Raw genomic sequence first — 19,780 nt, 5'->3', positions numbered from 1 at the left:
CCCGGCAAAAGAAAAGCGCCCGAGGGCGCTTTTCTTTTGGGGTCCATACCTTCAGGCGCTTGCGCCTGAAGGTGGGCCGATCAGCGTGTTTCGAAAGGCAGCTGCATGTCGCGCAAGTCCTTGCGCGTTTCGACCAGCACCAGCGGGCCGTCGTCCAGCACCACCGCCGGCTTGGGCTCGCGCGGCACGTGCACGGGCTTGGGCTCGGCGGCGATCGCGGCTTGCACCTGGGCCACTTTGTCGGCGTTGGAGTTGACCCACTCCAGACCGCTGGACTGGGCGACTTGCTGCATCTCTTCCATGGGCAGCGAGAAGCCGGCCACCTTGGGCAGACCGCGGGCCGCGGGCGCCTCGGCCACCACCGGCGCTGCGGGCTTGGGTGTCGGCGCGCGAGGGGCGGGTGTCGGTGCTGGCGCGGCCACCGGGGCTGCCACCGGTGCCATCACAGGTGTGGCGATTGCGGGTGCCGGTGCGGCAGGCTCTGTCACCGGTGCTGTGATCGGAGTTGCGACGGGAGCAGGCGCGGCCACGGGAGCCTCGCTGACCACCGGCGTGAGCGCCGCATCTACCGGCAGGCTGAAGTAGCTGCGCGTGGGGGCTTCGTCCACCGGCTCGTGCACCAGTGTCGAGGCCGCGGCGAAGGCCACTTCGCTGGCCGGCATCTCACCGGCGGGTGCTGCCTGGCCTTCGCCGCCTTCGGGGGCGCCGTTGGCATCGCGTGGGCCGCGCTCGCGGCGGTCGCGGCCATATCGGTCACGGCTGCGGCGCTCGCGCGGGGCGCGCGGTGTGCCATCGGCACCGTCGGCCATCTCGCCTGCGCGAGGTGCCTCTGTGCTGTCGCCAGTTTCCTGTGTGACTGGAGCGACATCACCCTGGATGATAGGGGTCTGGCCTTCAGCGCCTTCGGCTGGACGGCGGCGGTTCTCGCCACCGCGCCCACCACGACCGCGGCGCTGGTTGTCGCCGCCTTCGTTCGCGTCGCCTTGTGCGACGACCTGCGTTCCGTTCACCAGTTCAGCGGGTGCTGCGCCCTCCACCGGTGCCACGTCGCGGCGGTTGTCGCGGCGGCCCTCACCTCGGCGGCCTTCACCGCGACCTTCGCCGCGTTCTCCACGGCCCTCACCGCGTGGTTCACCACGCGCTTCGCTGCGGCCTTCGCCTCGCGGCTCACCGCGGCCGCGGCCTTCGGCACGTCCTTCAGAACGGCCTTCCGGGCGTCCTTCCACACGGCCTTCGGCGCGTGGCTCGCCACGGCCTTCGATCGGACGGTTCTCGCGACCGCCTTCGCGCCCACCACGGCCACCTTCGCGGCCACGGCCTTCGGCGCCGCCGCGTCCACCGCGGCTGCGGCCATCGCGGCCACCTTCACGACCACCGTCGCGCTGACCACGACCATCGGAGCGCTCTTCGCGTGCGCCGGGTTTGGCGGCGGCCGGCGCGGCCACCACGGGCTTGGGTGCTGCGACGGGCGTGTCACCGCCACCGAACAGGCTCTTGAGCCAGCCGAAGAAGCCCTTTTCAGCGGGAGCAGCCGCCGCAGGCGCGGCCACAGGGGCTGCGGCAACAGCCTTGGCTGCCACGGGAGTTGCCACTGGCGCCGCCACCTCGGGGCGGGGTGCCGCCACAGGAGCCGGACCGTCGGGCAGCACGCCCTTGATCACAGGTTCCTGCTTGTTGGTGCGTTCCTGGCTGCGGCGCGTGAAGCCAGTGGCTTCGTCCGGCTCGTCGGCCAGCTTGTAGCTGGCGTCCAGATTGTCCAGGCGCGGGTCGTCGTGCTTCAAGCGCTCAAGCTTGTAGTTGGGCGTGTCCAGCGACTTGTTGGGCACGAGCAGCACGTTGATGCGTTGCTTGAGTTCGATCTTGGTGATCTCGGTGCGCTTCTCGTTGAGCAGGAAGCTGGCCACTTCGACCGGCACCTGCACCAGCACGGCGGCCGTGCTGTCCTTGAGCGACTCTTCCTGAATGATGCGCAGGATCTGCAGCGCCGACGATTCGGTGTCGCGGATGTGGCCCGAACCACCGCAGCGCGGGCAGGGGATGGAGGAACCCTCGTTCAGTGCGGGCTTGAGGCGCTGGCGACTCATCTCCAGCAGGCCGAACTTGCTGATGGCGCCGAACTGCACGCGGGCGCGGTCCTGGCGCAGCGCGTCGCGCAGGCGGTTTTCCACGTCGCGGCGGTTCTTCGACTCGTCCATGTCGATGAAGTCGATCACGATCAGGCCGCCCAAGTCGCGCAGGCGGGCCTGGCGCGCCACTTCGTCGGCGGCTTCGAGGTTGGTGCGGGTAGCGGTCTCTTCGATGTCGCCGCCCTTGATGGAGCGGGCCGAGTTCACGTCCACGGCCACCAGCGCTTCGGTCTGGTCGATCACGATCGCGCCACCGCTGGGCAGCTGTACGGTGCGGCTGTAGGCGGTCTCGATCTGGTGTTCGATCTGGAAGCGCGAGAACAGTGGTGCGTCGTCGCGGTAGCGCTTCACGCGATGGCCGTGCTCGGGCATCACGTGGCTCATGAACTGGTGCGCTTGTTCAAAGATGTCGTCGGTGTCGATCAGGATCTCGCCGATGTCGCCGTTGAAGTAGTCGCGGATGGCGCGGATCACCAGGCTCGATTCCTGGTAGATCAGGTAGGCGCCCTTGCCGCCCTGTGCCGCGCCGTCGATGGCGTTCCACAGCTTGAGCAGGTAGTTCAGGTCCCACTGGAGTTCGGGCGCGTCACGGCCGATACCGGCGGTGCGCGCGATGATGCTCATGCCGTTGGGGTATTCGAGCTGGTCTAGCGCCTGCTTGAGTTCCTGGCGGTCTTCGCCCTCGATGCGTCGGCTCACGCCGCCTCCGCGTGGGTTGTTCGGCATCAGCACCACGTAGCGGCCGGCCAGGCTCACGAAGGTGGTGAGGGCTGCGCCCTTGTTGCCGCGTTCTTCCTTTTCGACCTGGACCAGCAGTTCCTGGCCTTCGCGGATCACATCGTTGATGCGGGCCTGATTGACCGGCACACCGGCGGCGAAATACTGGCGCGAGATTTCCTTGAACGGCAGGAAGCCGTGGCGGTCTTCGCCGTAGTCCACAAAGCAGGCTTCCAGCGAAGGTTCGACGCGGGTGACGACGGCCTTGTAGATGTTGCCTTTGCGCTGTTCGCGCCCTTCAATTTCGATTTCGTAGTCGAGCAGTTTTTGCCCGTCCACAATGGCCAGCCGGCGCTCTTCGGCCTGCGTGGCGTTGATCAGCATGCGTTTCATGATGCGATTTCCTTCGTTCAAACACACAAGGACGCCCGGGTTCGAAAACCACAGGCGTCAACTCGCCGTGAACCAGCGGAAAAAGCGAACGGGGGAGGAATTGCCGGAGAGCCGTTGACCCGCAGTTCGGGGTAGGCGTTCAACACAGGCGGGCACCAAGGTGCCGCGTCGAACCGCCAGGTCAGGGCGTAGGCGCGTGGAGTTGGGTGAGCAGGGAAGGCTGGATGGCTGTCAATGACATGGATCTGGCCGGGTTATCTCTGTGTTCACTTTGTCCTCGACCAGCTTCACTTGGGAAAGCTGGTCGATTGGGGTATTCCGTAGTCGGGTTCGCTGTTTTCATCAACTGGTTCGCCCGCAGCGTCTACCGCACCTTGACCGCACCGGGATTCCATGGGGAATGGCCGCGGGTGCGATGGGAGGTGCCGGGTGCTGCGGGTGGCAACCTTCTCACGTCGGTCTCCCGCTTTGTCGGGCCGGGAGGTCTGTGCCTTCAGTGCTTGCCGTAAACTCAAGGCAAATCAATCACTTACAGCACGTGACGAGAGTGACGCATTATAGACAGCCAACCGTCACCGTGGTGTCCTATTTCCCCTCCGAATCCCTTGCTTCAGCCCCCGAACTCCGCAGCCGCCGCCGTGCGGCACCTCACGGTGGACGAAGAGTCGGCCGGGCAGCGCCTCGACAACTTCCTGTTCCGCGAGCTCAAGGGGGTGCCCAAAACCCACATCTACCGCATCATCCGCTCGGGTGAAGTGCGCCGGAACAAGGGCCGGGTCGGGGCGGACGATCGGGTGCAGGCCGGTGACGTGTTGCGCATTCCGCCGATACGCCTGTCCGAGCGGGCGGAAGAAAAGCAACTCAATCCTGCACCCGCCCGGCAGTTTCCGGTGATTTTCGAGGACGAGGCATTCCTGGCCATCGACAAGCCCGCCGGTGTGGCGGTGCACGGGGGCAGTGGCGTGAGTTTTGGCGTGATCGAACAAATACGCCAGGCCCGCCCCGACGCCAGGTTGCTTGAATTGGTCCATCGCCTCGACCGTGAAACCAGCGGCTTGCTGCTGATTGCCAAAAAGAAAAGTGCACTCAAGGCCTTGCAGGATCAATTCCGCGAACGCGAAACCGGCAAGACCTATCTCGCGCTGGTCAAAGGGGTTTGGCCCGCGCGCCTGAAGGTGCTGGATCAGCCATTGCACAAATACTTGCTGGCCGATGGCGAGCGGCGCGTGAAGGTGACAACCAAGGAAGACCCCGATGGCATGCGCTCGGTGACCCTGGTGAAGGTGGCGGCGCGCGTGCCCGTGCCCACTGCACTGGCCTCTGTGCTGCCTGAGGGCCTGAGCTTGCTGGAGGTGACCATCAAGACCGGCCGCACCCACCAGATACGGGTTCACCTCGCCAACGCCGGTCATCCGATTGCCGGTGACGACAAATACGGTGATTTCGAACTCAACCGTCAATTGGCGCGTGCGGGATTGAAACGGATGTTTTTACACGCCTGGCGCCTTCGATTGAGTCACCCCGTCGCGAATACGCCGGTGGAGTTGCACGCGGACTTGCCCGACGAACTGCGACCGTGGTCCGGTGGTTGGACGGGAAAAGGCGATTAGAATGTAGTTCCGCATCGGCAGCTTTTAATCGCACATTCCGATCGATTCCATCTTTATAAGGATTTATCAATGGCCAGCTATTCCGAACTCATGGCGCAAGCCCAATCCCTGATGGCGCAGGCCGAACAGGCACGCAAAGACGAACTCGCTTCCGTGATTGCCGATATCAGGGCCAAGATGAAACAATTCGGCATTTCGGTGGCCGATCTGGGTGGTGGGACCGGCGGGAAGAAGCCGGCCAAATCCAAATCGGCGTCGGCACCGAAATACCGAGGCCCCAACGGCGAGCTCTGGGCGGGCGGCCCGGGCCGCAAACCCGAGTGGGTGCGTGCCGTGCTGGCTTCCGGCAAGAGCGTCGACGACTACCTGATCTGAGCCTTTTCCGGCTTTTGCAAGGCCCGCCTCTGGCGGGCTTTGTTTTGCCCGCCTCTGGCGGGTTTTTGTTTTCCGAGACGTCTCACCGGGTGCTCGCGGCTCGCTATCCTTGCGGCATGACCAGGATCCTTCTTGTTTGCATGGGCAACATCTGCCGCTCACCGATGGCCGCCAGCGTGATGCACGCCGAAGTGCATCGCAGGCAGTTGGCCGATCGGGTGTCACTGGACTCTGCCGGCACCTACGGCGCGCACCGCGGGGAGAAGGCCGATCGTCGCGCCATCCTGCTTGCGCAGGCGCGCGGCTACAGCCAGATCGCCAAGGAGCGTTCGCGCAAGGTGACGGACGAGGACTTCGAGCGCTTCGATCTCATCCTGGCCATGGACCGCGACAACCTGGCGAACCTGCGGCAGGCGTGCCCGCCGCAGCACCAGCACAAGCTGCACTTGTTTCTGGAGTACGCGGGCGTGCCGGGGACCTTGGAGGTGCCCGACCCTTACTACGGCAACGCGGAAGGTTTCGAGGTCGTGCTGCGCCTGTGCGAGCAGGGCGCCGATGGGGTGCTCAGCCGCCTTTTTGCCAGATGATTTTCTTGCCCGACGCTTCCCAACTCTCGTAGTGCCTGGCGTACAGGTCCTCGATGCGGTTGCGCTTGACCTTGAAGGTGGGCGTGATGACGTCGTTGTCCACCGTCCAGGCGGTGGTGACCACCACGATGCACTGCAGTTGCTCGTGCGGATCGAGCGTGGCGTTGATGTTCTTCAGGTGGGCGGCCAGTGAGGCCTCCAGCTCGCTGCGCGCGCCGGGATCGCCCACTTGGGCCACCGCATCGGCGTTGAGCATCACGATGCCCAGCGGCTGGCCGAGGTTGGCGCCAGTGACCACGCAGGCCTCCACCGCTTCGTGCATCACCAGCTTGTCCTCGATCGGCGCGGGCGCCACGTACTTGCCCTTGCCGGTCTTGAACAGATCCTTCACGCGCCCGGTGATGCGCAGCAAGCCTTGCTTGTCGATCGTGCCCTTGTCCCCTGTCTTGAGCCAACCGTCATCGGTGAAGCTCTCTTTGCTCTTCTCGGGCTCCTTGTAGTAGCCCAGCATCATGGCGGAGTTGCGCATCTGAACCTCACCCGTTTCCGGGTCCAGGCGGTGCTGCACGCCCTCATAGGCCGGGCCTACCGTGCCTTGCTGGTTCTTGCCCGGTTCGGTGAGGTGGGAGAGCGCGAGGTTCTCCGTCATGCCGTAGCCTTCGTTGATGTTCAAGCCCAGCTTGCTGTACCACTGCAGCAATGCAATGGGCATGGGTGCTGCGCCCCCAGCGGCGAACGTGCACTGGTCCAGGCCCAGGGCCTTCATCACCTTCTTGCGAACGATGCCGCCAATGATCGGAATGCCGAGCAGGCGATTGAGTTTGGCGGGCGGCATCTTGTGATGAATGCCCTGCTGGAACTTGACCCAGAGGCGGGGCACAGAGAAAAAGATGGTGGGGCGGGCACGCTGCAGGTCGGCGGCAAAGGTGTCGAGGGACTCGGCGAAGAACACATGCATGCCTGTGCGCAGCCAGCCGTGCTCGACCAGCATGCGCTCGACCACATGGGCCAGTGGGAGGTACGACAACATGCGGTCGTTGCCGGACATGGGAATGCGCTTGAGGCCGGCGTCGAGTGCCCAGGCGAAGTTGGCGAAGGTGTGCATGACGCCCTTGGGCATTCCGGTGGTGCCCGAGGTGTAGATGAGGGTGGCGAGTTCTTCACCATCGCGCAAGGGCTCGCCGGCCATGGGCTGGCTGCGCTTGCAGATCGCGTCCCAGCCCTCGCAGTTCTTCACAACGTCTGCGGGCGAGAGCGGGTAGCTCATGCAGGGCAGGTCGGTGGGCACGCCGGGCTTCATGCCTTCCCAGCCGTCAAGCTTGCCCACGAACAGGGCCTTGGCGTCGCTGTGCGCCAGGATCTGACGGATGGTCTCGGGCGCGAGCGTGGGGTACAGCGGCACCGACACGTAGCCCGCCATCCAGATGGCCAGGTCGCTCATCATCCACCAGGCGCAATTCTTGGAGAGGATGGCCACTTTGGAGCCCGGCTCCCAGCCATGCGACTGCAGGTGGGTCGCCATGCGGCGCACCTGGTCGGCCACTTGTGCCCAGGTGAAGTCCTGCACCACACCACTTCCCATGGGTTGCGTGAGGGCCACGCGGGTGGGGGCGGTTGTTTCCCAGTGGTACAGGCGTTGAAGGGCCAGCAGCTCGGGCGCTATTCTGCTCATGTGGTTCGTCTCCGTTGTGTGTGCTGCGCACGAATCTACCAAGGCCGCAGCCTTGTGTTTAGAGGGTTTCACCTGCAAGAGAATGCCCGCCTCAACCGGTGAAGCGCACCGACAGGCCGGGCAGTGGCGAGGTGAAGCGGGCCGCCCAGCGCTCGCCGGGCGCAACAGGCCAGGCATCGGTCCAGGTGCCGGTGGTGATCACATCGCCGGCTTGCAGATCGGGTGCGCCAGGGCAAGCGCGCAAGGTCTGCGTGAAATGCTGCAGCGCGCGCAGTGGGCCATCCAGCACGTTCGAACCCTGGCCTTGCTCGACAGCCTGGTCGTCCTTGAGCAAGCTCACCTGGGCATGGGCCAGCAAGCTGTCGAGTCCGTCGGCGCTGCCGGTCAGCTCACGCACCGGCGTGCGGCGACCCACCACCAGGCGCGCGTGCAGCGCGCCATCCGCCACGGTGTCGGCAGGCAGAAACTTCCAGTCCGGCAGGTGCGACTGCACGACCTCGAAGCCTGGCGCGACCCAGGCGATGGCCTCGAACAGATCGTCCAGCGTGGCGTTGGCCGCGGGCGTGGCTCGCAGGCCGAACACGACCTCGGGCTCCAGCCTTGGCTGGCAGGTGTGGGCGAGCGACACGCTGCCTTCGCCCTCGCACAGGGTAAGCGTGCTGTCCCACACACTGCCCCAGATCGGCGCGAACACGTTGTAGCGCGGCCAGATCGAGCGGTTGGTGAAGCCCACCTTGTAGCCGCGCGGTTGTTCGCCGCGCGCGATGCGCAACTGACGCACCGCCAGCGCACGTTCATACGCGGTGTCAATGGACAGGCCGGACGGTGTGGACCAAAGGCTGCCGTGGTCGAGGTGGTTCAGAAGTGCGTCAGGTGTCATGGTCGTGGTGATGGGCCAGGGGAGTTCATCATAGGCAGCCGGTATGCTGCGCGTCATGACCTCACACACGCTTGACACCCTCGAACTCGTCACCGGGGGCAACCCCGCAGCCACGCCTGTGGCCAGCATCGTCGTGCTGCACGGCCTGGGCGCCGACGGCAACGACTTCGTACCCATTGCCCAGGAACTCGAACTGGACGCCATCGGCCCGGTGCGTTTCGTGTTTCCCAGTGCGCCAGTGCGCCCGGTGACGCTCAATGGTGGCTACGAGATGCGCGCCTGGTACGACATCCACCCACCCATCGGCCAGTCGCGTCGCGAAGACGAAGCCGGCCTGCGCGAGTCCTGCGCGCTGGTGCAGGGACTGCTGGACCGCGAGGCGTCGCGCGGCGTACCACCCGCGCGCACGGTGCTCATGGGTTTTTCGCAAGGCTGCGCCATGACGCTCATGGCCGGGCTTCGCGCACCGCAGCGCCTCGCCGGTCTGGTGGGCCTGTCGGGCTACCTGCCGTTGGCGGCCAGTGCCGCGGCCGAGCGCTCCGAGGTCAACCGCGACGTGCCCATCTTCCTGGCGCATGGCACGCACGACCCGGTGGTGGTGGTCGAGCGCGGTGTGGAGTCGCGCAATGCGCTGCAGGCGCTGGGCTACACGGTGGACTGGCACACCTACCCGATGGAGCACTCGGTGTGCGCACAGGAAGTGGCCGATCTCAACGTCTGGCTGGTGCGCCTGCTGGCGAGCTGAATGCCAGGCCTTGCGGGCTTCGTCACACGCCGCTGGCGCGGTGAGGTGCCGATGCGCGTGCTGTTCTGGCGCGACATGGTGACCGTGGGCACGGTCATCAACCTGCTGGCCACTGCGGTGGCGCTCGCCATTGCGTTGGCTGACGAGGCCATCGAACTGGCTGCGGCGGTGCACCTCGCGCCGCTGCCCTACAACCTGTTCCTCGTGGCCTCGGTCTGGCGCTTGAGCGACACCGGGCTTTATCGCTGGGCTTCGCTGGCGTGGCTGGTGGTCGTCACGCTGGTGTGAGCCGCGGTGCGGGTGCGCAGCCAGGTGCTCAAGTCGCGGCCGTACAGAATGAGTGCCAGCGCGAGCAGGATCATCGGCATCGCGACGAACACCCAACCCGTGAGCTGTTCACCGCCGAGCAGCACGCCCACGCAGAGCGCGACCACCGGGTTCACGAACGAGTAGCTGCCGGCCAGCGCAGCGGTGGTGTTTTTCAGCAGCCACAGGTAGGCATTGAGCGTGACCAGCGTGCCGATGACCACCAGGTACAACCAGGCCAGGGCGGACGCAGCGCTGACCTGTGCCCATTCGAACTGGCGCGCGCCGGGCTCGAACACGGCGGCCACCACCACTCCGAGCAAGCCGCCAATCATCCACTGCGCGCCCGAGGCCATGGCCGGTGCGGGTAACACCAGCTTGCGCGAGGCGTACGAGCCCAGGCTCCAGCACAGCGGCGCGCCGAAGGCCAGCAGCGCGCCCACTGGTGTGGCAGAAAAATCACCTTCCATCGCCAGCACCAAAGCGCCCAGCGCGCCGAGCGTCAACCCGATCCAGCTGGTGAGCGGCACGCGTTCGCCGCCCCACCGTGTCCACAGTGCGAGCCACATCGGCATCGTGGTGACCACCGTGGCCATGAGGCCCGAACCGATGCCCAGGCGCTGCGCAAGCACCATCAGCGCCATGGCCGCAAAAGCCATCAGCGCGCCGATGAGCGCGCTGCCGCGCCACTGCGATGCCGTGGGCCAGGGCAGGCCTTGCCAACGCGCAATCGCCAGCATCACCGCGCCTGCGACCACGAAGCGCGCGCCGTTCATCAACACCGGTGGCAGGCTCTGCATGGCCACGTCGAGCGCGAAATAGGTCGTGCCCCAGACGATGTACACAATCAACAGGGCGCTATACAGGCGTATCGTCTGGCGTTCCAGGCCCGCTGGGCTGATGAATGTCGGCATTTGCGTGTTCCCGTAAGATAATTTCCGGCGGATTTCTCCGGTGCCGTATTTTGAACAGGATTTTGGCCGTATGCAAGTAAATATTCAGCCAGACGACATGGATGCCAGAATTTTGACGGCACTGAGCTCTGATAGCCGACGTTCTTACGCCGATGTGGCGTCCGAGGTGGGCTTGTCCACGGCCGCCGTGCACGAGCGGGTGAAGAAGATGGTGGAGCGCGGCGTGATCGAGCGGTTTTCACTGCGGGTTGATCCCGACCGCGTGGGTCTGCGCTTCACCGCGTTCGTGGCCATCCGCAACGACGGCGGCATCCACTGCCGCGAGGTGGCGCCCCTGTTGCGCGAGATGCACGAGGTGCTGGAGCTGCACAGCGTGGCTGGCGAGTACGACTTTCTGGCCAAGATTCGCACCACGCACGCCCGTGCGCTGGAAGAGGTGCTCTACAAGATCAAGGCCATTCCCGGCGTGGCCCGCACCACCAGCACCGTGGTGCTCAACACCGAGTTCGAGGACCGGCCGCTGCAGCTGCCGGGTTCCCCCGCGGCCTGACGAGCGACCGGCGTGGTTCGCGCCTGAGTTCGATCCGGCCTTCGGCTGCTCGAACAGCCCGCATCACGCAACCGCCTGCGCCAGTTTCCTGGCCAGGCGGTTGTGTTTTTCCAGCAGCGGACCGAGATCCACCGTGGTGAGCTGGCCTTGCCGCACCACCACCCGCCCGTTCACCACCGTGTACGCGGCCTGCGGGCTGGCGCACAGCAGCAGGCTGGCCACCGGGTCGTGCACCGCGCCGCCGGCAAAACCCAGCGTGCGCAGATCAAAGAGCGCAAGGTCGGCGCACAGGCCAGGTGCGAGGTGGCCGATGTCGCGGCGCCCCAGCACCTGCGCACCGCCGCGCGTGGCGAGACACAGCGCGTCGCGCGCCGTCATCTCGGACGGGCCGAGGTCGCACCCGAAAAAGGTGTTGCCCGCACGCACTTCGGGTGGCTGCACCGCGCGGCCCACGCGGGCCAGCAGCAGCGCCTGGCGCGCTTCGCCCACCATGTGCGCGCCGTCGTTGCTGGCGCTGCCGTCCACCCCCAGGCCCACCGGCACGCCGGCGTCCAGCATGCGGCGCACCGGCGCGATGCCCGAGGCCAGTCGCATGTTGCTGCACGGGCAATGCGCCACGCCGGTGCGGCTCGCGGCAAACAGCGAGATGCCGTCGTCGTCGAGCTTGACGCAGTGGGCATGCCACACGTCATCGCCCAGCCAGCCCAGGTCTTGGGCGTATTGCGCGGGCGTGCGCTTGAACTTCTCCAGGCTGTAGGCGATGTCGTGGTCGTTCTCGGCCAGGTGGGTGTGCAGCCGCACCCCTTGGCCCTTGAAGGATCGTGCCAGTGCCGCGCTTTCCTTCATGAGCGCGGTGCTCACCGAAAACGGTGAACAGGGTGCGAGTGCGATCTGCAACATGGCGCCATGGCGCGCGTCGTGCCAGGTCTCGATGAGCCGCTGGCTGTCTTTCAAGATATCGTCCTCGCGCTCCACCACGGCGTCGGGCGGCAGGCCACCCGCGCTCTGGCCCACGCTCATGCTGCCGCGCGTGGCCATGAAGCGCATGCCGATGCGCTGCGCGGCTTCGATGCTGTCTTCCAGCCGCACGCCGTTGGGGTAGATGTAGAGGTGGTCGCTGGTGGTCGTGCAGCCGCTCATGAGCAACTCGGCCATGGCCACCTGGGTGGAGACCTGCACCATCTCCGGCGTGAGCCCTGTCCAGATCGGGTAAAGCCCCTGCAGCCAGCCGAACAGCTCGGCGTTCTGCACCGCAGGTATCGCGCGCGTGAGGCTTTGGTACATGTGGTGGTGCGTGTTCACCAGGCCGGGTGTGACAAGGTGGCCGCGCGCGTCGATCACCTCGTCGACTTCTTCGCGCAACGCGGGAGCAAGCTCGCTGGCCGGTCCGATCCACTCGATCAGGTTGTCGCGCACGAACAGGCTCGCGTCGTGGATTTCGCGTCCGCGCGCCGGGTCGTTGTGGTCGAAGGTGGCGATGCAGGCGGCGCGGTCGATCAGCAGGGTGGGCATGGGCCAGCGGTTTTTGATGTGGCGACAATGGAGGGCATGTTCACATTCTCAGCCAACCTCAGCACGCTCTTCACCGAGCTGCCCTTCGCCGATCGGTTCGCCGCGGCCCGCGCCTGCGGCTTCGAGGCGGTCGAGTGCCAGTTTCCCTACGGCCACACACCCGACCATCTGGCCGCCCTGCTGCGCGCCAACGGCTTGCGCATGGTGCTGCACAACCTGCCGGGCGGAGACGCGGCCGCAGGAGACCGTGGCATGGCCTGTCATCCGCAGCGGGTGGGCGAGTTCCGCGCCGGTGTGGCGCGCGGGCTCACGCATGCGCTGGCCCTCGGTGTGCCGCAACTCAACTGCCTGGCGGGTCTGCAGCCTCCCGGTGTGAGCGAAGCGCAAGCCCGCGCCACGCTGGTGGGCAACCTGCGTTTTGCCGCCGCCGCGCTGCGCGTGCATGGCCTGCGTTTGCTCATGGAGCCCCTCAACACGCGCGACGTGCCCGGCTTCTTTGTGAGCCGAACGGCGCAGGCGCTGGCCATCATGGACGAGGTCGGGGCCGACAACCTGTACCTGCAGCACGACCTCTACCACGCCCAGCGCATGCAGGGCGAACTGGCCGGCACGCTGCGCGCGCTGCTGCCGCGCATCGGCCACATCCAGATCGCCGACAACCCCGGGCGCGGTGAGCCCGGCAGCGGCGAGATCAACCACCGATTCCTGTTTGACGAGCTCGATCGTCTGGGCTACAGCGGCCATGTGGGCTGCGAGTATTTCCCCCTTGAAAAACGCGACGACGGCACCCGCGCCGGCCTCACCTGGCTGGCTGCCCACGGACGCCACCCCTCCGGAAGAACCCTGTGATGCAACCCACCCTGAACGATCCCCGCGCCCTGTTGCGCCACCTGTACGACGTGGCGGTGCAGCGCGCACTGCCCCTGCACAACACGGCCGCGTTCCTGCCGCCGCCGCCCAAGGGTCGCACCGTGGTGATCGGCGCCGGCAAGGCCGGTGGCGCCATGGCCCAGGCGGTGGAAGCGCTGTGGCCGGCAGACGCGCCGATTTCAGGCCTGGTCGTCACGCGTTACGACCACACACCGCCGCGCCCGGCAGGTTTGAAGGAGCGCATCGAGGTGGTGGAAGCCTCGCACCCGGTGCCCGACGCCGCGGGCCTGGCCGCCGCGCAGCGTATCCTGCAGCTCACCCAGGGCCTCACGTCTGACGACCTGGTGCTCTGCCTCATCTCCGGTGGCGGTTCCTCGCTGCTCACGCTGCCGGCCGACGGCCTCACGCTCGAAGACAAGCAGCGCATCAACCGCGAGCTGCTGAACAGCGGCGCCAACATCCTGGAAATGAACACCGTGCGCAAGCACCTTTCGCGCATCAAGGGCGGGCGGCTGGCGGCTGGTTGTGCGCCTGCGCGCGTGGTCACCATCACCATCAGCGACGTGCCGGGTGACGATGTGAGCGTGATCGCCAGCGGCCCCACCGTGGCCGATGCCACGAGCTGCGCCGACGCGCTCGACATCCTGCAGCGCTACGGCATTCAGGTGCCGGCAGCCGTGCGCGCGCAGCTGGAGCGCGGCGAGCTCGAAACACCCAAGCCGGGTGATGCGCGCCTGCAGGGCCACGAGGTGCACCTGATCGCCACGCCGCAGCAAAGCCTGGAGGCGGCTGCGGCCGCGGCGCGCGCGATCGGGCTCAACACCTACGTGCTCAGCGACGAGATCGAAGGTGAATCGCGCGAGGTGGGCAAGGTGCACGCCGCACTCGCGCGCTCGGCTGCGCTCGGGCGCAGCGATTTCAAGACACCCTGCGTGATCCTCAGCGGCGGCGAGACCACCGTCACAGTGCGACCCCGCGTGGAAGGCCAGGCCAAGGGCAAGGGCGGGCGGGCCGGCGAGTTCTGTCTGGGCATGGCGCAGGCGCTCAATGGCATGGCCCAGGTGTGGGCACTGGCGGCCGATACCGACGGCATCGACGGCATGGAAGACAACGCCGGCGCGCTCGTCACCCCTGACACCCTGGCGCGTGCCGCGGAGCGGGGGCTCAAGGTCACCGACCACCTGGCGCGCAACGACGCCTACGGTTATTTCAAGCCGCTGGGCGATCTGGTGATCACCGGGCCCACGCACACCAACGTGAACGATTTCCGGGCCGTGCTGGTGCTCTGACGCCGGCGCTGGCCGGCAGACGGTTACAAGTCGGTCCGGCGGATCGTTTCTAATGTCGCCTTGGCCGCCGGAAGTCCGGTCTGGCCACCGCTGACGGGCGTGCACGCCCCACCATGTCGGCAACCCACCCTGTACCCGATGCCGATTGCGCCCGCAGGGCGCCAAGGAATGCTTTTTTTGCGCAGCAACTTCAACCGCTCTGCCCTGGTGCGCCAGCTCGCCGGCTGGCTGCCCACGCCCACCGAGGTGCCCCGGCAGGATCTGGCCGAGCGGCTGGGCCAGTGGCTCAACGTGGCCGATGCCATCGCGCTGCACTCGGCCCACCAGGCCTTGCCGTCGGTGGCCCGGGCCCGGCGCCCGGCGGTGCCGGCCGCTGCCCGCGCCGTGCAGGCGGAGCTTGAGCGGGTGCGTGCCACCCTGCGCCAGGCCATCACCACCCCGTCGGGCGAGCCGGGTGACGAATCCGGCGATGACGCCGACGCCGGCTTTTCGCCGCACCACCAGCGCTGTCTGGACCAGCAGCGCCGCATGGAAATGGGCATCGACGCCTTGCGCGACCACGTGCGCAAGACCTTGACACATACCTCCCCGCGCCTGGCGCAGCTCGCCGCGCTGGACGCCGTGCTCGACACCATGCTGGGCGGGCGTGAACAGAAGCTGCTGTCCTCCTTGCCGGCCTTTCTCAAGGCGCGGTTCGACCAGCTGCGTCAGACCCACACCAGCGGCTGGCAACCACTGTTTGAACAAGATCTCCAACAGGCCCTGCAGGCCGAGCTCGACCTTCGGCTGCAGCCCGTGGCGGGCATGGTCGAAGCCCTCAGCCAGGAAGTGAAACAACACCCATGAGCAACAACGCAGTGAACCGTCTCTTTTTCGTCGGTGCCTTCGCACTCGGCCTGATCGCCGTGATCTGGGTTGGCTGGGGCTTTGTCGGCACCAGCGCCATCGCGCTGGCCATGACCGTGGCCATCGGTGGCGTCTACCTGCTGGGCGCGCAGGAGATCCGGCGCTTTCGCGCCACCACCGACGCACTGGCGCAGGCGCTGGTCAACGTGCCACAACCGCTGGTGCAATTGAGCGACTGGCTGGACCGTGTGCCAACAGCGCTGCAGAACGCTGTGCGCTCGCGCATCGAGGGCGAGCGCGCCGCCTTGCCGGGCCTGGCGCTCACGCCCTACCTGATTGGCCTGTTGGTGATGCTGGGCATGCTCGGCACTTTCCTCGGCCTGGTCGTCACCTTCCGCGGTGCCGTGTTCACGCTCGAAGGCACGGCCGACCTGCAGGCGATTCGCACGGCGCTGGCCGAACCCATCAGAGGCCTGGGTCTGGCCTTTGGCACTTCGGTCGTGGGCGTGGCCACCTCGGCCATGTTGGGCCTCATGTCGGTCATCAGCCGGCGCGAGCGCATGACCGTGGTGCGCCAGCTCGATGCCCACACCGCCACCGTGTTCCGCCCGTTTTCACTCGCGCACCAGCGCAACGAAACCTTCAAGGCGCTGCAGCAGCAAGCCGGCGCCTTGCCCGCCGTGGTGGACCAGCTGCAAGCCCTGATGGCGCAGATGGAGCGCCGGGGTCAGCAGCTCGACGACCAGTTGCTGGAGCGCCAGGCGCTGTTCCACCGCGAAGCCAGCGTGGCCTACCAGGAACTCGGTCAGTCGGTGGCGCGATCGCTCAACGAAACCCTGTCGGCCAGCGCGCGCGTTGCCGGTGAAACGCTCCAGCCGGTGGTGGAGAACGCCATGGCGACCATTGCGAGCGAGTCCACGCGCCTGCACGAGCGCGTGAGTGACGCGGTGCAGACGCAACTGGGCGGTCTCTCGACGCAGCTCGGTGCCACCGCCCGCACCGCGCTGGAGGGCTGGACCCAGGCGCTGCAACAGCACGCGCACGCCGGCGAGCAGCAGACCCACGGTCTGGAACGGGCGCTGGTGGCCTTCACCACCACGTTCGAGCAGCGCTCCGCCGCCTTGCTCATGAGCGTGCACGACACGGTGTCACGCTCGCATGCCGAACAGGCGGCGGTAGAACAACATCAGCAGACCGCCTGGAAAGAGGCGCTGCAGGCCATGGCCACCACGCTGCAGACCGAATGGCAGCAGCTGGGCGCACAGACCTTGGCCGAGCAGCAGGCCGTGGGCCAGACGCTGCAGCAGACAGCGACCCTCTGGCGCGCCGAGCTGGCTGCGCTGCGCGGCGAAGAGACCGCCCGGGGCGAGGCTGCCGTGCAGCGCCTGGGCGAACTGCAGGCTTCGCTCAACGGTCAGGTGGCCACCCACCTTGCCACGCTGGGCACCGCGATCGAGGCACCCATCGCGCGCCTGATGGAAACCGCCACCGAGGCGCCCAAGGCCGCGGCCGAGGTGATCGCGCAGCTGCGCCGCGAAACCACGCAGCTCGGCGAACGCGACAACCTCGCGTTGCAGGAGCGCGCCACGCTCATGAACAACATTGGCAGCCTGCTGCAGACCGTGCAGCAAGCCACGGGCGAACAGCGCGCGGCCATTGAATCGCTGGTGACATCGGCCAGTGCCGTGCTCGACCAGGTCGGCCGCCAGTTTGCCGACACGGTGGGTGTGCAAGCCCACCGCGCGCAAGACGTGGCCGCGCAGGTGAGTGGCAGCGCCATCGAGCTGGCCAGCCTGGGCGAGGCCTTCGGCCACGGCGTGCAGCTCTTTGCCGCCACCAACGAAAAACTCATCGGCAGCCTGCAACGCATCGAGGAGGCCGTGGGCCAGTCCATGCTGCGCAGCGACGAACAGCTTGCCTACTACGTGGCGCAGGCGCGCGAGGTGATCGACCTCAGCATCAGTTCGCAACAAGGCATCGTGGACGACCTGCACCGGCTGCGCACGGCCGAGAGGGCCGTGGGATGAACGGGCTGGACGACACTTGGGAAGAGGGCGCGGGCGAGCAGACCGCGCCGGTCTGGGCCGTGTTCGGCGACCTCATGGCCGGCCTCGTGGGCGCCTTCGTGCTCATCCTCATCGGTGTGCTGGTGGTGCAGATGGACCTGGTGGCCAGCCTGCAGGCCGAAGTGCAGAAACGCCAGCAGGAAGAAGCCCGCCGCATGGCACTGGAAAAAGCCCTGGCCATTCCGCTGCAGACCGGCCGCGTGACGCTGGACAACGGACGCATCGGCATCAGCGGCAGCGTGCTGTTTCCACTCAACTCCGACGAGCTGCGCTCCGAGGGGCGCCTGCTGCTCAAGAGCCTGGTGCCGCCGCTGCAGGTGTACCTGGGCGAGCGCGACGAGATGCTGATGGTCAGCGGCTTCACAGACGACCGACCGGTGCAGGCCAACAACCAGCGCTACGCCGACAACCTCGAACTCTCGGCCCAGCGGGCACTCACCGTGACCCGCGTGCTGATCCAGGAGGGCATGCCACCGCAGCGCGTGTTCAGCGCCGCTTTCGGTGCCGAACAGCCCGTGGCCTCCAACGCTGACGAGAAAGGTCGCTCGCTCAACCGGCGCGTGGAGATGGCCCCCGTGCCCAAGGCGGCCAGCGCAGCGAAGGCTCCTGCGCGTGAGTGACTCTGTGCGCGCCCACTACGCGCAGGCATTGCAGCGGCGCATGCAGGCCGCGCCTGCGGCCGTGCAGCGCGTGCTGCAAGACCGGGTGCAACGCGCCATGGCTGACGCTCCCGAGACCGGCGAAGCACAACCGCCACGCGCCCGTCAGAAGAAGACCCTCACCCCGTTGGGCCAGCTCAACCAGTACATGGCCACCGCCACGCAGGCCGGCCCCGAGCTGAAAAGCGCGCAGCGTTTCCGCGAAACCTGGTCCCGCATCTGCGCCGAAGAAGACGTGACCCAGGCCGTGGAGCGCGGCCCCGAGAACGCGGGCCCGCTCAACTCGCACATGCTCGTGCTGCGCACGCTGGGGCTCATGCGCGACCTCTCGCCCGACTACCTGCGGCGCTTCATGTCACACGCCGACACGCTGCTGTGGCTGGAGCAGGCGCACGGCAGGCTCAAGGAACCTGCGGGCAAAACAAAGCCCGTCAAGACGGGCCGTGTGAAGCGCTGAGGTTCAGCGGCCCGGCGGAATGTTCCGCCCGGCCGCTGCCGGTCGATCAGAGCTTGGCGGTGGTGATGAAGCTGTCGTAGCGCCATTCGGAGAAGCGGCTCCACAGCACCTGGTCGCGCTGGAAGGCGCGCATGTCCTGGTGGATCTTCTTGAATTCGGGCGACTTGGCTTCGTGCGCGGCGAACACTTCCTTCGCGGCCTTGAAGCCAGCGTCCATCACGTCCTTGGTGAACGGCTTGAGCTTGGTGCCGCTGCCCACCAGGCGCTTGAGTGCCTGCGGGTTCAGGGCATCGTACTTGGCGGTCATGTCGCGCGCGGCAACCGCGCCGGCGGCACGCACGATGGCCTTGTTTTCTGGCGACAGCGCGTCGAAGGCCTTCTTGTTGATGAAGAACTCCAGTTCGGCGCCACCCTCCCACCAGCCAGGGTAGTAGTAGAACGGAGCGACCTTGTTGAAGCCCAGGCGCTCGTCGTCCGCCGGACCGACGAACTCGGTGGCGTCCAGCGTGCCTTTTTCCAGCGCCTGGTACACCTCACCGGCGGGCATGTTCTGCGCCACCACGCCCAGCTTGGCCATGGTCTCGCCGAACAGGCCGCCACCCAGGCGCATCTTCAGGCCCTTGAGGTCGGCCACGCTCTTGATCTCTTTACGGTACCAGCCACCCATCTGGGTGCCGGTGTTGCCCGAGCTCATGGAGACCACGTTGAACTTGCCGTAGAACTCGTCCATCAGCTTGCGGCCGTTGCCGTGTTCCATCCAGGCGTCCATGTGGCGCGCGGTCAGGCCGAAGGGCACAGCGCAGCCGAACGCGAAGATGGGGTCCTTGCCGGTGAAGTAGTAAGGCGCGGTCTGCGCCATTTCGATGGTGTTGTCCTGGATGGCATCCACCACACCGAAGGCGGGCACGATGTCGCCTGCGGCGTGCACCGACACCTCGAACTTGCCGCCCGACAGGGCCTTGACGGTCTCGGAGAATTTTTCGGCCGAGCCGAAGATGGTGGGCAGTGACTTGGGAAAGCTGCTGGCCAGACGCCAGCGCACGGCGGCCTGCGCGTGCACAGCGGGGGCGATACCGGTGGTCAAAACGCCGGCGATGCCAGCGTTCTTGATCATTGAACGACGATCCATTGAATGTGTCTCCAGAGAGAAGTTGTCGGTGGGCGCTCGGCAGTGCGTTGCGCCCGCGAAGGGCGTCAAGTGTGCCA

18 protein-coding genes are annotated in these 19,780 nt (G+C 66.7%); 12 read left to right on the top strand and 6 right to left on the bottom strand.

Annotated features, from left to right (window positions below):
* Positions 1-80: 80 nt before the first annotated feature.
* Complete coding sequence (locus ASE11_RS14550) at positions 81-3,236, bottom strand: Rne/Rng family ribonuclease (protein WP_056272778.1); 3,156 nt, start codon at positions 3,234-3,236, stop codon at positions 81-83.
* A 587-nt stretch (positions 3,237-3,823) separates the two neighbouring features.
* Between ASE11_RS14550 and ASE11_RS14545 the strand changes: the two genes are divergently transcribed.
* The 3 genes from ASE11_RS14545 to ASE11_RS14535 all read left to right on the top strand — a co-directional run bounded on the left by ASE11_RS14545 (position 3,824) and on the right by ASE11_RS14535 (position 5,808).
* Positions 3,824-4,846 carry an RluA family pseudouridine synthase gene (locus tag ASE11_RS14545; protein WP_235501330.1) on the top strand — a complete coding sequence of 341 codons (1,023 nt, stop codon included), beginning with the start codon at positions 3,824-3,826 and terminating at the stop codon, positions 4,844-4,846.
* Positions 4,847-4,915: 69 nt separating this feature from the next.
* Entirely contained in the window at positions 4,916-5,221 is a 306-nt protein-coding gene (locus ASE11_RS14540) for an H-NS family nucleoid-associated regulatory protein (protein ID WP_056272772.1), read from the top strand.
* A gap of 116 nt (positions 5,222-5,337) precedes the next feature.
* Entirely contained in the window at positions 5,338-5,808 is a 471-nt protein-coding gene (locus ASE11_RS14535) for a low molecular weight protein-tyrosine-phosphatase (protein WP_056272770.1), read from the top strand.
* On the opposite strand, the gene ASE11_RS14530 is transcribed toward ASE11_RS14535, so the two are convergent.
* On the bottom strand, positions 5,786-7,480 hold the full coding sequence (locus ASE11_RS14530; RefSeq protein WP_056272767.1) for an AMP-binding protein: 1,695 nt from the start codon (positions 7,478-7,480) through the stop codon (positions 5,786-5,788). The two genes, ASE11_RS14535 and ASE11_RS14530, sit on opposite strands and share 23 nt — an antisense overlap.
* Positions 7,481-7,571: 91 nt before the next feature.
* On the bottom strand, positions 7,572-8,360 hold the full coding sequence (locus tag ASE11_RS14525) for a 2-keto-4-pentenoate hydratase (RefSeq protein WP_056274208.1): 789 nt from the start codon (positions 8,358-8,360) through the stop codon (positions 7,572-7,574).
* A 55-nt stretch (positions 8,361-8,415) separates the two neighbouring features.
* Between ASE11_RS14525 and ASE11_RS14520 the strand changes: the two genes are divergently transcribed.
* Complete coding sequence (locus ASE11_RS14520; RefSeq protein WP_056274206.1) at positions 8,416-9,105, top strand: alpha/beta hydrolase; 690 nt, start codon at positions 8,416-8,418, stop codon at positions 9,103-9,105.
* On the top strand, positions 9,106-9,393 hold the full coding sequence (locus ASE11_RS14515; protein ID WP_056272765.1) for a hypothetical protein: 288 nt from the start codon (positions 9,106-9,108) through the stop codon (positions 9,391-9,393).
* Here ASE11_RS14515 and ASE11_RS14510 read toward each other — a convergent pair.
* The gene (locus ASE11_RS14510; protein WP_056272762.1) at positions 9,345-10,325 is read right to left on the bottom strand and encodes an EamA family transporter; all 981 of its coding nucleotides are present in this window, start codon (positions 10,323-10,325) and stop codon (positions 9,345-9,347) included. The genes ASE11_RS14515 and ASE11_RS14510 overlap by 49 nt on opposite strands.
* A gap of 97 nt (positions 10,326-10,422) precedes the next feature.
* Here ASE11_RS14510 and ASE11_RS14505 point away from each other — a divergent pair, with 97 nt between their 5' ends.
* Positions 10,423-10,875: an Lrp/AsnC family transcriptional regulator gene (locus ASE11_RS14505; RefSeq protein WP_056272759.1), complete on the top strand. Its 453-nt coding sequence runs from the start codon at positions 10,423-10,425 to the stop codon at positions 10,873-10,875.
* A 63-nt stretch (positions 10,876-10,938) separates the two neighbouring features.
* Here the strand turns inward: ASE11_RS14505 and ASE11_RS14500 are convergent, their stop codons facing one another.
* On the bottom strand, positions 10,939-12,387 hold the full coding sequence (locus tag ASE11_RS14500) for an 8-oxoguanine deaminase (protein WP_056272755.1): 1,449 nt from the start codon (positions 12,385-12,387) through the stop codon (positions 10,939-10,941).
* A 36-nt stretch (positions 12,388-12,423) separates the two neighbouring features.
* Between ASE11_RS14500 and ASE11_RS14495 the strand changes: the two genes are divergently transcribed.
* The 6 genes from ASE11_RS14495 (at position 12,424) to ASE11_RS14470 (ending at position 18,574) form a co-directional block, all read left to right on the top strand.
* On the top strand, positions 12,424-13,236 hold the full coding sequence (locus tag ASE11_RS14495) for a hydroxypyruvate isomerase family protein (RefSeq protein ID WP_056274203.1): 813 nt from the start codon (positions 12,424-12,426) through the stop codon (positions 13,234-13,236).
* Positions 13,236-14,546: a glycerate kinase gene (locus tag ASE11_RS14490; protein ID WP_056272752.1), complete on the top strand. Its 1,311-nt coding sequence runs from the start codon at positions 13,236-13,238 to the stop codon at positions 14,544-14,546. Before ASE11_RS14495 ends, ASE11_RS14490 begins: the two co-directional genes overlap by 1 nt.
* Before the next feature lie 177 nt (positions 14,547-14,723).
* Positions 14,724-15,392: a DUF3348 family protein gene (locus tag ASE11_RS14485; RefSeq protein ID WP_162258051.1), complete on the top strand. Its 669-nt coding sequence runs from the start codon at positions 14,724-14,726 to the stop codon at positions 15,390-15,392.
* Positions 15,389-17,419 carry a DUF802 domain-containing protein gene (locus ASE11_RS14480; RefSeq protein ID WP_082585753.1) on the top strand — a complete coding sequence of 677 codons (2,031 nt, stop codon included), beginning with the start codon at positions 15,389-15,391 and terminating at the stop codon, positions 17,417-17,419. Before ASE11_RS14485 ends, ASE11_RS14480 begins: the two co-directional genes overlap by 4 nt.
* A complete protein-coding gene (locus ASE11_RS14475; RefSeq protein ID WP_056272747.1) occupies positions 17,416-18,078 on the top strand; it encodes an OmpA family protein in 663 nt (220 codons plus the stop codon). The genes ASE11_RS14480 and ASE11_RS14475 overlap by 4 nt, the downstream gene beginning before the upstream one ends.
* Positions 18,071-18,574 (top strand): DUF2894 domain-containing protein, encoded by a 504-nt coding sequence (locus ASE11_RS14470; protein WP_156406366.1) that lies wholly within the window; start codon positions 18,071-18,073, stop codon positions 18,572-18,574. The genes ASE11_RS14475 and ASE11_RS14470 overlap by 8 nt, the downstream gene beginning before the upstream one ends.
* 46 nt (positions 18,575-18,620) lie before the next feature.
* On the opposite strand, the gene ASE11_RS14465 is transcribed toward ASE11_RS14470, so the two are convergent.
* On the bottom strand, positions 18,621-19,703 hold the full coding sequence (locus ASE11_RS14465) for a TRAP transporter substrate-binding protein (protein ID WP_056272744.1): 1,083 nt from the start codon (positions 19,701-19,703) through the stop codon (positions 18,621-18,623).
* Positions 19,704-19,780 lie beyond the last annotated feature (77 nt).

The organism is Hydrogenophaga sp. Root209 (genome assembly GCF_001428625.1).
GTDB lineage: Bacteria > Pseudomonadota > Gammaproteobacteria > Burkholderiales > Burkholderiaceae_C > Hydrogenophaga.
Note: the sequence above shows the minus strand (reverse complement) of the source record. Positions and strands in the feature narration are given on the sequence as shown.

Bases quoted from the DNA above. Each gene is read 5' to 3' on its own strand.
- ASE11_RS14550 (WP_056272778.1), bottom strand. From the start codon at position 3,236: ATGAAACGCATGCTGATCAACGCCACGCAGGCCGAAGAGCGCCGGCTG.
- ASE11_RS14540 (WP_056272772.1), top strand. From the start codon at position 4,916: ATGGCCAGCTATTCCGAACTCATGGCGCAAGCCCAATCCCTGATGGCG.
- ASE11_RS14535 (WP_056272770.1), top strand. From the start codon at position 5,338: ATGACCAGGATCCTTCTTGTTTGCATGGGCAACATCTGCCGCTCACCG.
- ASE11_RS14530 (WP_056272767.1), bottom strand. From the start codon at position 7,480: ATGAGCAGAATAGCGCCCGAGCTGCTGGCCCTTCAACGCCTGTACCAC.
- ASE11_RS14525 (WP_056274208.1), bottom strand. From the start codon at position 8,360: ATGACACCTGACGCACTTCTGAACCACCTCGACCACGGCAGCCTTTGG.
- ASE11_RS14520 (WP_056274206.1), top strand. From the start codon at position 8,416: ATGACCTCACACACGCTTGACACCCTCGAACTCGTCACCGGGGGCAAC.
- ASE11_RS14515 (WP_056272765.1), top strand. From the start codon at position 9,106: ATGCCAGGCCTTGCGGGCTTCGTCACACGCCGCTGGCGCGGTGAGGTG.
- ASE11_RS14510 (WP_056272762.1), bottom strand. From the start codon at position 10,325: ATGCCGACATTCATCAGCCCAGCGGGCCTGGAACGCCAGACGATACGC.
- ASE11_RS14505 (WP_056272759.1), top strand. From the start codon at position 10,423: ATGGATGCCAGAATTTTGACGGCACTGAGCTCTGATAGCCGACGTTCT.
- ASE11_RS14500 (WP_056272755.1), bottom strand. From the start codon at position 12,387: ATGCCCACCCTGCTGATCGACCGCGCCGCCTGCATCGCCACCTTCGAC.
- ASE11_RS14495 (WP_056274203.1), top strand. From the start codon at position 12,424: ATGTTCACATTCTCAGCCAACCTCAGCACGCTCTTCACCGAGCTGCCC.
- ASE11_RS14490 (WP_056272752.1), top strand. From the start codon at position 13,236: ATGCAACCCACCCTGAACGATCCCCGCGCCCTGTTGCGCCACCTGTAC.
- ASE11_RS14480 (WP_082585753.1), top strand. From the start codon at position 15,389: ATGAGCAACAACGCAGTGAACCGTCTCTTTTTCGTCGGTGCCTTCGCA.
- ASE11_RS14475 (WP_056272747.1), top strand. From the start codon at position 17,416: ATGAACGGGCTGGACGACACTTGGGAAGAGGGCGCGGGCGAGCAGACC.
- ASE11_RS14465 (WP_056272744.1), bottom strand. From the start codon at position 19,703: ATGGATCGTCGTTCAATGATCAAGAACGCTGGCATCGCCGGCGTTTTG.